Below are 13,991 nucleotides of genomic sequence, written 5' to 3' on the forward strand. Positions count from 1 at the left end.
GCGTGACTTAAACTCAAGACAGCCGCCGCATGGCGTCTATTTCGATGGCGGCTGGACGAACCTTGCGACGTGAACATGGCTCCAGGCGATCCGATAGCGGAACAGCAGCCAAGCGTGGGCGAGGCGTTCGACATCGTTCTCAAGCCCGTATCGCGCGGCGGTCTGGACGATCCGCTCAGCGAAATACGCATCGATGAAAATCTCTTCGCAATCGGACGCGCAGAACCGCCGTTCGACGAAAGCCCGCCCGATGCCGTCACCCAGCTGTCGCGCCGGCACGCGCGCATTTTCATCGAGCACGGCCACGCATATATCGCGGACCTCGCCAGCAAGAACGGCACGGCGCTGAATGGCACGCCCGTGCGTGACGTACCCATGCGCCTCGCAAATGGCGACGAGATTGCCTTTGGGAACCGGCTTGCGTATCGCGTTCAGTTCGTGCCGCGCAGACGGCGCACGCATGCGCCCAAGCCGCTCGCGTTGACGCTCGACCCGCAACACGACGATCGCGGCCTGTCGCCCATAGAGCTGACGAAGTTCCCGTTTCTGGTGAGCAAAACCGATGAGACGTTCGCGCGTTATCGCAACGACTACCCGCATCAGGTGAACTACGTATCGCGCCGCCATGCACACGTGTTCCTCCGGGGCGGTGCGCCTTTCGTCGAGGACCTCGGCAGCACCAATGGCACGTTCGTCAACGGACAGCGAATGAGCGATCACGCCGTCGAACTCAAGAATGGCGACACGCTGGCGTTCGGCGGGACACACTTCGCCTATCGCGTGCATCTTCATGACGAGGAGGGCGAGTCTACGCTTACCGAGATGGCCGTGCCATCGGAGCCCAATCGGAAAATCGACGCTGAACACGATAGCGACAAAACGACCTTCGTCGGTTCCGCACACTCGTTCCTCGATATCTTTTGCATCGATCAGTCCGCGCCCGCCGACGACGAAGTGAACGAGGACGCGCACGCCGCCCTCAAGGACGCATCCGCTTCGACTCATGCGGGCAAGCGTGGAAAAGTCGCGCTCTTCATGACGGAACTGCGCAAGGCATTCGCCGCCGAGGACATTCGCGCCGCGAGACGCGCACGCATCGTGGCGGCATGCGCTGTCGTCGCATTGATCGGGGTCGGCGTCGCGCTCTTTCATGGAGGCTTCCCGGAGCGTCATGCAAAGTCGCTGATGGCAAGCGGCGACTACGCGCGAGCCGCCGCCTTCAGCGACGAGTATCTGCAAGCACATGCGAACGACATGCGCTTTACGGCGATGAACACGGAGGCCGTGCTGAAGTCCGGCGTGCCGCGCTGGCTCGACGCCTTGCGTGCTGGGAAGCACGCCGACGCAGATGCCATCCTCACGCAAATGAAAACGCTCTCGGCACACAATACCGACGTGCGTTCGATGCTCGATGAACTCGGCTGGATAGGCAAGCTCGAACGCTTCGTCATGGGGCGCGGTGGACCGGATGCGCCCATTCGCATCTACGCGGATGAGGCCAGCATCGCGGACATCCTCAGGCATTGGGAAGCGGACGCTTCCGGCCATCAGCGCGATCTGGATCGCATCGCGGGATATGTACCCGAGTTTCGCGATCCGTATGCACTGGCGCTAAGCCACTTGCGCAAGCTGCAGAGTGACGATTCGGCATATCTGGCGGCCATCGACCGGCTGAATGCGAGCGTTGCAAAGAGTCTTGCCGATGACGACCTCGACGCCATCGACGCGGTCCTCAAGGAATACGCGGAGAAGTACCCGCGCCTGAGCGGTCTGGATCGCATTCGTGCCGATGCAAGCGGCTATGCGAACGTCAAGCGCGCAATGAGCGAGCCGAGCCTTGCGCCTCTGATTACGGCTTTGAACAAGGCGGACTTCTCGACACCGCCGTTCAGGGAGCGACTTGCGCTCCTGAACGCAAGCCAGTTACCTTCGCCGGATGTGCGCGCCCAATATGCGGCAGTGTCGGCTGCCTGGGCGAATGGAAATAGCGCAAGCGCCATCGATGCGCTGAGAAGGCTGCCGCAAGGAACGTGGTCGCCGACCGTGCAAAAGGAAATCGCGCATAAACAATCGGTGGCCGCCCAGTTCGCAGAGTTGCAAAAAGCGCGCGGCTCGAAACAGTATGAAGATGCAGTGCTGTCCTTCAACGAAACGCTCGATGCCCAAGGCGACACTTATTTCGCCAAGGCAGTCGATCCCGACATTGCTGCGCTAAAGAGCAGAGCAGCGTCGCGCGCCCAATCGTTGATGAATCAGGCGCAAGCGCTTTGGGCGCAGTATCGGACCAACGGCGGCATAGGCGGATCACAACGGCTGGAATCGGGCGTATCCGACGCGTTCCGCACGCAGGCGCACCTCTTGTTGGCTGCGCAAGACACAGCATCGCGTGGCATGCGCATCCTGAAACAGGTGAACGGCGATCCGGATAAATGGAGCGCGCTGAAGGGCGACATCGACAACGAAGTGGACCTGCAACGGCGTTCCCTGCAGGACCTTCGCATGGTGCTCGAACCCGCTTTGCTGCAGAGCAAGCTCGCGTTGCTGAAAGGAGGCGCCGATGAAACGCGACGCGCCCCTTAAGCCCTTCTCCGAAGCGCTGGAGGATCACGGCGCGGAAGGCATCGCCATCCTGACGGCCGAGCCGCTCAGGCTGACGCGGGCGCTCGTGTATGCAATGGTATCGCTCGTGGTCGCTGCGCTCGTGTGGTCCTTCGTCGGTCATGCCGATGTCATGGTGACGGCGCAGGGCACGCTAGCACCGGAATCGGAAGTGCGACGCTTCTATGCGCCGATCGATGGCGAGCTTGCCGATCTGTACATCGCGGAAGGACAACCCGTTCGCAAGGACGATGTCGTCGCTCGTCTCAACGCACGCGGCGCGATCGAAGCGGCCACGAATGCGCTCGAAGCTCAGCTCAAGCTGGACGACGCCGAGCGCGAATGGAAGCAGTTCCCCGAAAAGAAACTGCTCATGGAGCGCAGGATCGTGGCGCTCAAGAATCAGATGGAGATCGAGGAGCATCAGCATCAGCAGCGCGTGACTGAAGGCACGAGCAAGCTGGCAGAAGGTCAGAAGGCGCAACTGCAGGAGCAGCGCAGCACGCTTGAAAACGCACGACGTGCGCGCGATGCTGCAAAGAACGAACTGGATCGCTTCGCTCGCCTGTTCGCGTTGCCGGGCGGCGGTGGGGTGTCCGAATCGCAAGTGGATGCGAAGCGCAATATCTATCTCGAAGCTGACGGGGCGTATCGCGTGGAGCAGGCGAAGCTCGCCGAGCTGGACTTCCGTTTGAGCCACGAATTTACGCAGGCCAAGGCGCAGCTCGAAACGAGCGGTCAGGAGTCCACTAACTTAAGGCTGCAATACGAAGCGGCGATGCGCGAAGTGGCGAGCACGGAAGACAAGCTGCGCCTGCAGTTGCAAACCGCGCGCCTCGTCGCGGATGCAGCGGCGCGCATTCGCTTCGAGAACATCGACAAGGACAATTTTCTGTTGATTCTCGCGCCGGTGTCGGGCGTCGTCACCGACGTGACATCCACGCAGCCCGGCGACAAGATTCAGGCCAATACGCCGCTCGGCGGCATTGCGCCCGCCAATGCGCGGCCAGTACTGAAGATCGAAATTGCCGAGCATGATCGCGCATTCCTGAGAGAAGGGCAGCGCGTCAAGCTCAAGTTCAATGCGTTTCCTTATCAACGGTATGGCGTGATCGATGGCACGCTCGCCTTCATTTCGCCCGCAACCAAGCCGAGCCCGGCCACTAAACAGCCGGTGTACGAAGGGCGCGTCACGCTGGATCGCGATTACTACCAGATCGGCGGCACGCGCTATCCGCTGCGCTACGGCATGACTGCCTCAGCGGAAGTCGTCGTGCGTGAAAGGCGGCTTATCGATCTGGGCCTCGATCCATTCCGCAACGTGGCTGGCTAATCCAAACGGAGAGCGATATGACGGCAATCGTGCGTATCGATGAAGAAGTGGTCGATGTAGGCGAGTTCATCCGGCTTCTGAAACTCAATGGCCAGTTCGACGGACTCATCGAGCAACTGGTGCGCGACAAGCTCACGGTGCGCGCCGCCAGGAAGGCGGGGATCGAGTTGACGGCCGATGAGATCCAGACGCGCGCCGACCAGTTCCGGCGCATACGCGGGCTGCATCGCGCGGCCGATATGAACAACTATCTCGATGCGCTGAGCGTGAGTCTCGACGAATTCGAAGTCTTCATCACCGACACGCTGTATCAGGAGAAGATGCTCGACAAGGTCGGCACGCAGCCCGCCATCGAAGAATATTTCCAGCTCAATTCGCCGAAATTCGACAGCATCGAAGTCAGTCATATCGTGCTAGACACAGAAGGAAGCGCCAAGGAAATGATTTCCTATCTAAGCGACGATCCCGACAGCTTCGCGGACATGGCGCGCGAACACTCGCTTGCCGATACCCGCGAAAGTGGTGGCGTAATAGGGCGCGTCATGCGCGGGCAACTCAAACCCGAAATCGAAGCGAAAGTTTTCAACGCCGCACCCGGCGATTTGCTCGGCCCCTTCGTTTCCGCCGATGGCTCTGCCTATGAGATCTTCGCGGTCACGGCCAAATATCCCGCGGCGCTGGATGAAGACGTGACCGCCGAAATACGCCGGCTGTTGCGCGAAGAATGGCTGCTTGCGCGTGCGCAAGAGCATGTGATCGAAGCTCGCTGACCCCATCGCCACGCCAATGGACGCCCCTGCCAATTTCGATTCGACCGCCGATTTTCTTGCGGCCGTCGAAATTCTTTCACCGTTCTCGCGCGAGGAGACGGAGCAATTGGCCGCTCACGTGGAGTCGCGGCGCTATGGTTTCGGCGAGACCGTATGCAATGCCGGTGATCCTGCAGACGGACTTTTTATCGTCAGGGCCGGCTCTGTGCGCATCTTCACGGAGGAGCACGGCAAAGAAATCAGCATGGGGGTCAAGAAGGAGCGTGAGACGTTCGCCGATATCGCAATGTTGCGTGAGTATCGGCATGAATCGTCCGTGCGCTCGTCTGGCAAGACGGAACTGCTATTCATTCCGCGCAGTGTCATCGAGCCGGTCATTGCAAAGAATCCTGCCGCGCTTGCCTTCGTCACGAGCTATGTCGCCATTGCTTCGGCGGGAGGCTTCGTCGCAAAGCTGTTCGATCTGCGCGGCAAGCTGAACAAGGCGGAACTGGAAGAATGCGTGCGCAGTGTCGGCGTCAAGCGTATCGGCGAAGGCAAGGAAATCTTCAAGCAGGATTCGCGTGATGACAGGCGTCTCTATGTCGTTCGTCAGGGAGAAGTGCGCATCGTGCGGGAAGAAGGCGGCCAGCAGCATGTGCTGGCGACGCTCGGCCCCGGCGAGATCTTCGGCGAAAAGGCTTGCGTGATGCGTCAGGAGCAAATCGCTTCGGCCATTGCGACCGTCGATACGCGCTTGCTCGTCATACCCGAGAAGACGGTTCATTTCATCATCGAACGCAATGTCAAACTGCGCGAGGTGCTTGAAGAACGCATTCGATACATCGAGCGTGAACTGCAGCGGCAAAGGAAGCTCGCGGAGCGTCGCAAGCTGCCCGCGATGCTGGACCTGCAAACGAAGCCCGAACTGGGCGAGCGCATCATCAAGCGCTTTGCCTGGGTCGAGCAGGCGGAAGAAATGGACTGCGGCGCTGCGTGTCTCGCCATGATATGCCGGCATTACGGCATCGGCATGACGCTCGGCAAACTCCGCGAACTCGCTAACGTGACGACACAAGGCGCGACGCTGGACAGTCTCGCGCGCGCGGGCGAGGCACTCGGATTCACGACGCGCGGCATGCAATGCACGTATGAATCGCTACGCGGCTTTGAATTGCCGTTCATCGCGCATTGGGAGGGCTACCACTACATCATCGTCTATGGGATATCGACGGAGAACGTCTGGGTAGCGGACCCGGCAATCGGGTTCAGAAAGATGACGGCGGGCGAGTTCGAGCGCGGCTGGGGCGGCACATGTCTGCTGTTCACGCCTGCGCACGACCTCGTGCAGAAGGCGGTGTCGAATTCACCGTGGATACGCTTCGTCGGCTATTTGAAGCCTTATCGCAAGATACTGCTTCACCTTTTCCTTGCCACCTTTGTCATTCAGGTCCTGGGCGTCGTGCCGCCGCTCATCATCCAGAACATACTGGACGGCGTGATCGTGCATCAAAACGTCGGGCTGCTGCATGTGCTCATCGCAGGGCTCATCGTTGCGAATCTCTTTTCGCAGCTGATGTCCACCATACGCGCCTATCTCGCGAACTTCATGGTGCGTAACATGGATTTCTCCATGATGTCGCAGTTCTTCAAGCATACGTTCTCGCTTCCGTTCATCTTCTTTGCGAAACGCAAGACTGGCGACGTATTCGCGCGCTTTCAGGAAAACCATACGATCCGCGCGTTTCTCACCGAGTCCACGGTCACGACGGTGCTGAATCTCCTGATGGTGTTCATCTACTTCACCATCATGTTCCTGTACAACGTGAAGCTCACGTTGTTGCTCATCGCATTCGTGATTCCACTCATGGCCCTGACGGTGCTGGCGACGCCGCGCATCAAGCACAATGCGCGCGAGACGTTCTCTTCCAGCACGGACGCCCGGTCTTATCTGATGGAAGCCTTGGGCGGCGTCGAAACCGTCAAGGGGATGGGTATCGAGCGCGCGGTGCGCCTCAAGTGGGAAAAGAAATACGCGAAGTCACTGGAAGTGCAGTACAAGTCGCAGCGATTCAATATTGCAGTCGGTCTGTGCAGTCAGTTATTGAACGCCGCGACGACCATCGCCGTGCTATGGGTTGGCGCCAATCTCGTGCTTTCGCGGGAACTGACCATTGGTCAACTCATTGCGTTCAACGCATTCATGGGAAGCGTGCTGTCGCCGCTCATGGGACTCATCGGCTTGTGGAGCCTGCTCAACGATGCGGGCGTCGCAATGGAGCGGCTCGGCGATGTACTCGATATCGAGCCCGAGCAAAAGCCATCGGAAATGCAGCAGCGCGTCATGTTGCCCGACCTTCAGGGCAATATCAGCTTCAACGGCGTGTACTTCCGTTATGGCGATGGCGACACCCCTTATGTCCTGGAGAACATCAGCTTCGATATCAAGCCGGGTGAACTGATCGCGGTAGTCGGCCGCAGCGGGTCGGGCAAGACGACGCTTGCCAAACTGCTGGTCGGCTTCTATGCGCCGAGCGAAGGCAAGATGACGGTCGATGGCTATGACATCAACGTGATCGACAAAGGCTTTTATCGCGCGCAAATCGGCTATGTAATGCAAAGCAATCTGCTCTTCTCCGGCACGATTGCCGACAACATAGCGAGCGGCGATGAAGCGCCGGACCGGAGGCGCATCGAGGAAGTCGCGAAGATGGCCGATGCCCACGCGTTCATCACGCGCATGCCGCTCGGCTATGAACAAGTGGTCGGCGAGCGGGGCGTCGGGCTGTCGGGCGGGCAGATCCAGCGGCTATGCATCGCCCGCGCGCTCTATCACGATCCGCGCCTGCTCGTGTTCGACGAAGCTACGTCCGCACTCGACACGCAATCGGAAAGCAATATTCTCGGCAACATGCAGGAGATCCTGAAGGGACGCACCGCAGTCATCATCGCGCATCGCCTTTCGACGATCATGCGCGCCGACAAGATTCTCGTGCTCTATGAAGGCGGGATCGTCGAGCAGGGCAAGCACGACGAACTCGTCGCGGGAAAAGGCATGTATTACCAACTCGTGCAGAAGCAATTGAGCGCAGCATGAAGATACTCGACCAACCCGAAAGCGACAGCGGCGCGCCTGCATCGGCGATCTCGTATGCGGGAATCATCGAAAAGATCGAGATATTGCGCTCGACGCTGCGATGGACATCCCGGCTCGAGCGCCCGGAGATCGAAAAGCTGTTGCGTCAGGCAAGCGCCTTGCGCGACGAAGTCATGCAGCTTTCGCACAAGGAGCGCTTCGTGCAAGCCGCAGCTGCAGAGCCCAAGCGTGAGCTGTCGGCCGGCGCGCGACGGCAGGCACTGATCGAACGCAGCTTCGTATTCGAAGGCACGTTCGGTGACAATCCAAAACTGCTGGAAGCACTGGAAATAGCGGAAAAAGCTGCACCGACGGATCTGCCCGTTCTGATCGATGGCGAAAGCGGCACCGGCAAGGAGTTGATGGCCAAGGTCATTCACGCCAACGGCTCTCGGGCGGACAAGCCCTATATTTCAGTCAACTGCGGCGCCATTCCGGAGAATCTGCTGGAATCCGAACTGTTCGGGCATCGGAAGGGCGCTTTCACCGGCGCGACGAACGACCGCAAAGGAAAATTCGAGAGTGCGCATACGGGGACCATCTTTCTCGACGAGATCGGCGAGCTGCCGCTTTCAGGGCAAGTCAAATTGCTTCGCGTGCTCGAAGCGCATGAGATTCAGCGCGTAGGGTCGGACGAACCGATAGCGGTCGACACGCGCATCGTCGCGGCAACGAACCGCAATTTACGGCGTTTTTGCGACGAAGGGCGTTTTCGCGAGGACTTGTTCTATCGCCTGAGCGTCATTCACGTGACGTTGCCGGCGCTGCGCGAGCGTCGCGACGAGATACCGCTCCTGCTCGCCTACTTCGGCGATGAAGCTGCGGCCACGCTCAAGCGCCGCCCTGTAAGAATGTCGCCGCGCCTGCGTGATTTTTTGCGCAATTACGACTATCCCGGCAATATCCGCGAACTGCGCAACGTGGTGTACCGGCTTGCTTGTCTCGCGGGAGAGATGGCGGATATCGAGCATCTTCCGCTGGACATACGGCCCAAATCGCCGCTTTCGCTCGCGATCGGCGGGGCATCGGCCAATGGCAATCGCATTGCCACGGCAAGTTCTCTGAGTGAGGCCAAGCGCGTTGCAAGCGATGAAGCGGAGCGGGCATTTCTGGAGCGCGGCTTGCAGGAAGTGGGCGGAACGGTTGCGGAACTTGCCCGGCGCTATGAAATGAACCGTTCGCACCTGCAAATGCTGTTGAAGAAGCATGGGCTGCATTCGAAGGACTTCCGGCTTGCCGCGCAGAAGGCAAAAGAAGCTAAATCGACGGATTGACCTGCGTTCTGTCCATTGCCATCACATCTTCGGCATGCGCGACGACTAGCGAGATGTTGTCTCGCCCGCCGCGTTCGAGTGCTTTTTCAAGGAGTCTTTGCGCCGCGAGTTCGCAATCTCCGGCCGTGAGTTCGCTCGCCATCTCCGCTTCGCTCAGTTCGTTCGACAAACCATCGCTGCATAAGAGAAAGGTATCGCCATCGTTTAGCGGGACGGTGCTTTCATCGAGATCGAGCACGTCGAGCGCGCCCACTGCACGCGTGATCAAATGCTGCGCCGGATGATGCAACGCTTCTTCGGCGGTCAACTGTCCGCGCGCTTTGAGGTCTTCGACGTGGCTATGATCGCGGGTCAATTGCACGAGCCGTCCATTTCTGAAGAGATAGATCCGGCTGTCGCCAGCCCACAGACACGCACATGCGCCGTCGCGAGCGGCAAGCACCACGACCGTGCTGCCTATCCGCGATACCAGCCGCCGGGCAGCCTCCACGCGCAATTTCTCGTTCACGTCGATGAGGCGTTCGCGCGCATCAGCAATGACGCTGGCGAGCCCGCCATCCGAAGAGATAGCCGACAGGCTCTCGATGACCATGCGGCTCGCGAGATCGCCTACGGCGTGCCCGCCCATGCCATCGGCGACGGCCCATAGGCCGCGCTCGGGCGAGTCGAGCAGGGCGTCTTCGTTGATTTGCCGAATGCATCCGACATCGGACCGGGCAGCCGATGTCCATACGAAGTCAGCGGTGAAGGTCACGACAACCTCCCTTGGTTCGAAGCAAGCAAGCGATCCGCCGATTGTGCGCCTAACATTCTCCGCGCTAAAGGCGCCAGCCGCTAACTCACGCTGTTCGCCGAGTTTGCGTTCGGGCTGACGTTCAAGCTGGCGCCATTGCCGGAATTATGAACATCGACCGACTGGAACTGATTGATCATCTGGTCCGCCGTGAAGTTGTTCGTGATTTCGTAGATGTTGACGACACCCCCGAACCCTTCCTGCCGCCCCGATATATACGGCGTGATCCAGCCGTAGACCCACGGTGCGCCGCCGCCGCCCCTGATGAACGCCATATCGGCACGGCTGAGTTCGCGATCGCATTCGAGGTCGGCAACGAAAAGGGCGCTCATATCAGTTCTCCGCAAAGCTCTCGAGACGCACGAGCCAATGCAAGTCGTATGCCGACGCAGAGAATCGCGCTGAGGGTCCGCCGCGGGCGGGTCCGCGACACCTGGCGTTGGTTTGGGACCGACTTTCACAATGCACGCGTCAGTCCATGACCGACACGCCTGACTCGCATGAAAGGACGGCTCGCGGCCAACAGAATCGATCAGGCGTCGTTTGTTCAACGCAGACACCACACGCTGCCAGGCACGCACGATGAATCGCTAATGCCATAAAAATCAAGGGATTATAAAACTGGCAAGAAAGCTGCAAAAGACACCGCAACGAGGCGCCGCACAAACACTTGGCGCCAGCCTAAGAAAATCGAAGCGGAGCGAGCCATGTCATGCAGCGAACCGTCCGGATCGATCGAAGAAGAAGCCGTCGACTACGGCTTTTCGCTCGGCGCAGAGGTCGTCACGCGCCGCTCCGGATATGAACATCACGGAATATATGCGGGCAACGGCATGGTTATCCACTATGCCGGCTTTGCGAAATCGCTTCATCGCGGCCCGATCGAGGAAGTGACTCTCGCGCAGTTTGCGGGCGGCTATGCCGTGACGATGCGCCCGAATGCTGCCGCCCGTTTCACCGGCAAGGAAGCGGTGCGGCGCGCACGCAGCAGGCTCGGCGAAGACCGTTATCGCCTCTTGACGAACAACTGCGAGCACTTCGTTTCCTGGTGCCTGTTCGGCGAAGCCCGCAGCAGTCAGGTGCGCGCGTGCCTCGTTCATCCGGGCGTCGCGCTCGATGCGCTCAGGGGACTGCTCAAGACTTATCTCTGGGCCGAACGGCGCGGCAGGCGCAGTGCGTTTGCAAATAGCGGAATGGATACGTCTTTAGTCATGTGAGGAGACCAATCATGGACATCCCCGAAAATTCGCTTCACTGGGCCGTTGACAAGTGGCTCGCACCTTCGCCGGCGCATCCGGCACGCGTCGTGCGGCTGTGCCGTTCGCCTGTCACGGGCATGCGCTTCGTCTGCATCGAGGCATGGCATGCAGGCGGCGTCATCGCGATCCTCTTCTTCCGGCACGACGACGGCAGCTGGAATGTATTTCCGCCGCAGGTAAGGCGTCCCTCGATGAGCGCAGCACGGCTCGCGGCCTGAGGCCCGAGGGCGCGGCTTTGACACGGACGACAGGCTGCCGCTACTCTAGCTGGGAAGATGCGATGCGCAAACGTGACCGTGGCACACGATGCGGTAGTCATGGTAGGTTTCGCATCCGTGAACCAGTTCGTACAGACCGAGGTATTGCCGATGACCCAGTCCGACTCCGCTGACTTTCCGCCGTCCGCCAGCGCGGCCGCCGACTCTCGAATCGGCGGCAATCCGCTCGGCATTGCGGGGCTGGAGTTCGTAGAGTTTTCGAGTCCCGATCCACAGGGACTCGCCGGGTTATTCGGGCGGCTAGGCTTCACGCCCGTTGCGCAGCATGTCAGCAAGGCGGTCACGCTGTATCGTCAGGGCAGCATGAATTTTCTTTTGAACTCGGAGCCGGATTCATTCGCGACGCGGTTCGCGCAAACGCATGGCGTGGGCATTGCCGCCATCGGCATTCGCGTGATGGATGCACAAACGGCGCATGAGCGGGCCGTCGATTACGGCGCATGGGATTTCGAGGGCGAGAAGATTGGCCCTAACGAACTGGCAATACCGGCTATTCAAGGCATCGGCGATTCCCATATGTATTTCGTCGACCAGTGGCCGGGCAAGAATAGCGGCGAAGCATCGATATACGACATCGATTTCCGTGCAATTCCCGATGCAAGCGCCGATACGAAAGGCGCGGGCCTGCTCGAAGTCGATCACTTCACGCAGACGGTCGGCGCTGGCCGCATCCGCGAATGGCTCGATTTTTACGACGACGTGCTGCACTTCCGCGAGATTCATCAAGTGCATCCGGACTGGCACGTGTCGCAGGATTCCGCCGTCACGATCTCGCCGTGCGGCTCGATTCGCATCACCGTCTATGAGGAAGGCACGTATCGCACGGGCCTCATGCAGCAATATTTGCCCGATCATGAAGGCGAGGGCGTTCAGCATATCGCCCTCGCATCCGCCGATATCTTTGCTTCCGTCGATGCGCTTAGCGCCCGGGGCGTGCGTTTCCTGATGCCCCCGCAGCGCTATTACGATGAGATCGACGCCCGCCTGCCTGGTCACGGCCTCGATATCGACAAGCTGCGCACGCGCGGCATTCTCGTCGATGGCGAAATCCTGCCCGACGGCACGCCGCAACTCTTCTTGCAGACCTTCATCGAACGCGAACCCGGCGATATGTTCTTCGAGATCGTCGAACGGCGCGGGCATCACGGGTTCGGCGAAGGCAACCTCGATGCAATCGCCAGGGCGCGAAGCTGAAGGGATGCCGTGGCGTCACGCGTTCATCGCACGATGATGGTCCCCGTCATGTGCGGATGCAGCGAACAGAAATACTTATAGGTTCCCGGCTTGTCGAAAACATGCGAGAAGCTATCGCCATTGTCGAGCGGGTCGGACTTGAATGACTTGCCTTCGTCGACGATCGTATGCAGCATGTCGTCGTGATTCATCCATGTCACCTTCGTGCCGACAGGGACCGTCAGCGTGTCCTTATTGAACGCGAAATTGTCGATGGACACGACCGGCGCGCCGATTGCCGCAACCTGCTGCGCGGGTTCCTCGGCGCAAGCGAAGGGCATTGCGCCGATGAGACCCTTGACCGCGAGCGCGATTGCAAGCTGGCGGGCGCATTGTCGAATGAGCGTGGTGTTCATGCTCATGCCTCCGCAAGCGATGTATCGACGATAGCGAGTTGCTCGCGTCCTGTGACGTGCGTCACGGCGCGCAGGCCGAGCATCGATCGCAAGCGGTCCGCACCGACTTTCATCGGTCCGGGTCCCGCGGCGGCGCCGGGCGCGGGTTGGGGAAACGCGGTCGACATGGCCGAGTAAAACCGCATGTTGCCTTCCACTTTCTGCGCGACCTGATGCACATGTCCGTTCAGTACCGTTACCGAGCCGAAACGCTTCAGCAAGGCAAGGGCTTGCGCGCTGTCGTCGGTACCCCAGCCCCACGCGGGATAAAGCGCCCATAGCGGGATATGCGCGAATGCCACGATGGGCGTGCTGCTCGTCCTTCCTTGCAGGTCCTGCTTGAGCCATGCGAGTTGTTCATTGCCTAGAAAGCCGAGGCCCCCGCCCTTGAGGTCGATTACGTTCGTCAAGCCGATGAAATGAACGCCGCCCTCGTCGAAGCTATACCAGTGACGCGTGCTGCCGCGTCCATACTGGCCGGAAAAGCGCGTGAAGAACGGGGCGCCGTTATCGACTAGTACGTCATGTTCACCGGGGACGTAATGCACCGGCATGCCGGCATTGCCGATGATTTGCGTCGCAGCATCGAACTGTGCGGGCGCGGAGAGATGCGTAATGTCGCCGGTATGAATCATGAAGGCGGGGCGCTGGGGCATTTTGCGCACCTGGCCGATAGCTGCTTCGAGCGTACTCGTCGGTTCCGTGTTCGGGTCCTTGTTGAAACCGATATGGCTATCGCTGATCTGCACGAAACTGAAGGACTGCGCGCTTTCCTCAGCATAAGCCGAGGAAATCAGGCGCGAGCGCGGCACTCCGCCACTGATCGTCCATAACACGCCCGCACCCGCCCACGCCATGCAGGAGAGAGCGGTGCGCCGGCGCTTGCCGTGATCGTCCAGTTCGGACGCGGGCGGCAAATCCCTGGATTCGGTGTTCATGACGG

Annotated in this window: 12 protein-coding genes; 8 read left to right on the forward strand and 4 right to left on the reverse strand. The window is 60.0% G+C overall.

The annotated features are described in order from the left end of the window. The first annotated feature begins 75 nt into the window (after positions 1 to 75). From P9255_RS06235 to P9255_RS06255, 5 genes are read left to right on the forward strand one after another with little or no spacing between them, the layout of a single operon-like run. Positions 76 to 2,580, forward strand: coding sequence for an FHA domain-containing protein (locus P9255_RS06235; RefSeq protein ID WP_309789354.1), 2,505 nt, complete (start codon positions 76 to 78; stop codon positions 2,578 to 2,580). After that, a complete protein-coding gene (locus P9255_RS06240; RefSeq protein WP_309766057.1) occupies positions 2,558 to 3,931 on the forward strand; it encodes an HlyD family efflux transporter periplasmic adaptor subunit in 1,374 nt (457 codons plus the stop codon). Before P9255_RS06235 ends, P9255_RS06240 begins: the two co-directional genes overlap by 23 nt. A gap of 17 nt (positions 3,932 to 3,948) precedes the next feature. Continuing rightward, the gene (locus P9255_RS06245) at positions 3,949 to 4,701 is read left to right on the forward strand and encodes a peptidylprolyl isomerase (RefSeq protein ID WP_309766058.1); all 753 of its coding nucleotides are present in this window, start codon (positions 3,949 to 3,951) and stop codon (positions 4,699 to 4,701) included. 16 nt (positions 4,702 to 4,717) lie between these two features. Further along, entirely contained in the window at positions 4,718 to 7,777 is a 3,060-nt protein-coding gene (locus P9255_RS06250) for a peptidase domain-containing ABC transporter (RefSeq protein WP_309789258.1), read from the forward strand. After that, a complete protein-coding gene (locus P9255_RS06255; RefSeq protein WP_309766060.1) occupies positions 7,774 to 9,090 on the forward strand; it encodes a sigma-54 dependent transcriptional regulator in 1,317 nt (438 codons plus the stop codon). The genes P9255_RS06250 and P9255_RS06255 overlap by 4 nt, the downstream gene beginning before the upstream one ends. On the opposite strand, the gene P9255_RS06260 is transcribed toward P9255_RS06255, so the two are convergent. Together P9255_RS06260 and P9255_RS06265 are read right to left on the reverse strand one after the other, a co-directional pair. Then, entirely contained in the window at positions 9,074 to 9,844 is a 771-nt protein-coding gene (locus tag P9255_RS06260) for a protein phosphatase 2C domain-containing protein (RefSeq protein WP_309766061.1), read from the reverse strand. The two genes, P9255_RS06255 and P9255_RS06260, sit on opposite strands and share 17 nt — an antisense overlap. A gap of 80 nt (positions 9,845 to 9,924) precedes the next feature. Continuing rightward, on the reverse strand, positions 9,925 to 10,215 hold the full coding sequence (locus tag P9255_RS06265; RefSeq protein ID WP_309766062.1) for a hypothetical protein: 291 nt from the start codon (positions 10,213 to 10,215) through the stop codon (positions 9,925 to 9,927). A gap of 375 nt (positions 10,216 to 10,590) precedes the next feature. Between P9255_RS06265 and P9255_RS06270 the strand changes: the two genes are divergently transcribed. The 3 genes from P9255_RS06270 to P9255_RS06280 all read left to right on the forward strand — a co-directional run bounded on the left by P9255_RS06270 (position 10,591) and on the right by P9255_RS06280 (position 12,614). Beyond that, positions 10,591 to 11,100 (forward strand): lecithin retinol acyltransferase family protein, encoded by a 510-nt coding sequence (locus tag P9255_RS06270; protein WP_309766063.1) that lies wholly within the window; start codon positions 10,591 to 10,593, stop codon positions 11,098 to 11,100. An 11-nt stretch (positions 11,101 to 11,111) separates the two neighbouring features. Continuing rightward, on the forward strand, positions 11,112 to 11,360 hold the full coding sequence (locus P9255_RS06275; RefSeq protein ID WP_309766064.1) for a hypothetical protein: 249 nt from the start codon (positions 11,112 to 11,114) through the stop codon (positions 11,358 to 11,360). A gap of 150 nt (positions 11,361 to 11,510) precedes the next feature. After that, the gene (locus P9255_RS06280; protein WP_309766065.1) at positions 11,511 to 12,614 is read left to right on the forward strand and encodes a VOC family protein; all 1,104 of its coding nucleotides are present in this window, start codon (positions 11,511 to 11,513) and stop codon (positions 12,612 to 12,614) included. Between the two features lie 23 nt (positions 12,615 to 12,637). Here the strand turns inward: P9255_RS06280 and P9255_RS06285 are convergent, their stop codons facing one another. Together P9255_RS06285 and P9255_RS06290 are read right to left on the reverse strand one after the other, a co-directional pair. Further along, positions 12,638 to 13,009 carry a cupredoxin family copper-binding protein gene (locus P9255_RS06285; RefSeq protein ID WP_309766066.1) on the reverse strand — a complete coding sequence of 124 codons (372 nt, stop codon included), beginning with the start codon at positions 13,007 to 13,009 and terminating at the stop codon, positions 12,638 to 12,640. 2 nt (positions 13,010 to 13,011) lie between these two features. Next, positions 13,012 to 13,986 carry a metallophosphoesterase gene (locus P9255_RS06290; protein WP_309766068.1) on the reverse strand — a complete coding sequence of 325 codons (975 nt, stop codon included), beginning with the start codon at positions 13,984 to 13,986 and terminating at the stop codon, positions 13,012 to 13,014. Between the last annotated feature and the right edge of the window lie 5 nt (positions 13,987 to 13,991).

Origin of the sequence: Caballeronia sp. LZ019, assembly GCF_031450825.1 — a bacterium.
Classification (GTDB): Bacteria; Pseudomonadota; Gammaproteobacteria; order Burkholderiales; family Burkholderiaceae; genus Caballeronia.

Excerpts from the sequence above, each read along its gene's own strand:
- P9255_RS06235 (WP_309789354.1), top strand. The coding sequence starts at position 76 with ATGGCTCCAGGCGATCCGATAGCGGAACAGCAGCCAAGCGTGGGCGAG.
- P9255_RS06240 (WP_309766057.1), top strand. The coding sequence starts at position 2,558 with ATGAAACGCGACGCGCCCCTTAAGCCCTTCTCCGAAGCGCTGGAGGAT.
- P9255_RS06245 (WP_309766058.1), top strand. The coding sequence starts at position 3,949 with ATGACGGCAATCGTGCGTATCGATGAAGAAGTGGTCGATGTAGGCGAG.
- P9255_RS06250 (WP_309789258.1), top strand. The coding sequence starts at position 4,718 with ATGGACGCCCCTGCCAATTTCGATTCGACCGCCGATTTTCTTGCGGCC.
- P9255_RS06255 (WP_309766060.1), top strand. The coding sequence starts at position 7,774 with ATGAAGATACTCGACCAACCCGAAAGCGACAGCGGCGCGCCTGCATCG.
- P9255_RS06265 (WP_309766062.1), bottom strand. The coding sequence starts at position 10,215 with ATGAGCGCCCTTTTCGTTGCCGACCTCGAATGCGATCGCGAACTCAGC.
- P9255_RS06270 (WP_309766063.1), top strand. The coding sequence starts at position 10,591 with ATGTCATGCAGCGAACCGTCCGGATCGATCGAAGAAGAAGCCGTCGAC.
- P9255_RS06275 (WP_309766064.1), top strand. The coding sequence starts at position 11,112 with ATGGACATCCCCGAAAATTCGCTTCACTGGGCCGTTGACAAGTGGCTC.
- P9255_RS06280 (WP_309766065.1), top strand. The coding sequence starts at position 11,511 with ATGACCCAGTCCGACTCCGCTGACTTTCCGCCGTCCGCCAGCGCGGCC.
- P9255_RS06285 (WP_309766066.1), bottom strand. The coding sequence starts at position 13,009 with ATGAACACCACGCTCATTCGACAATGCGCCCGCCAGCTTGCAATCGCG.
- P9255_RS06290 (WP_309766068.1), bottom strand. The coding sequence starts at position 13,986 with ATGAACACCGAATCCAGGGATTTGCCGCCCGCGTCCGAACTGGACGAT.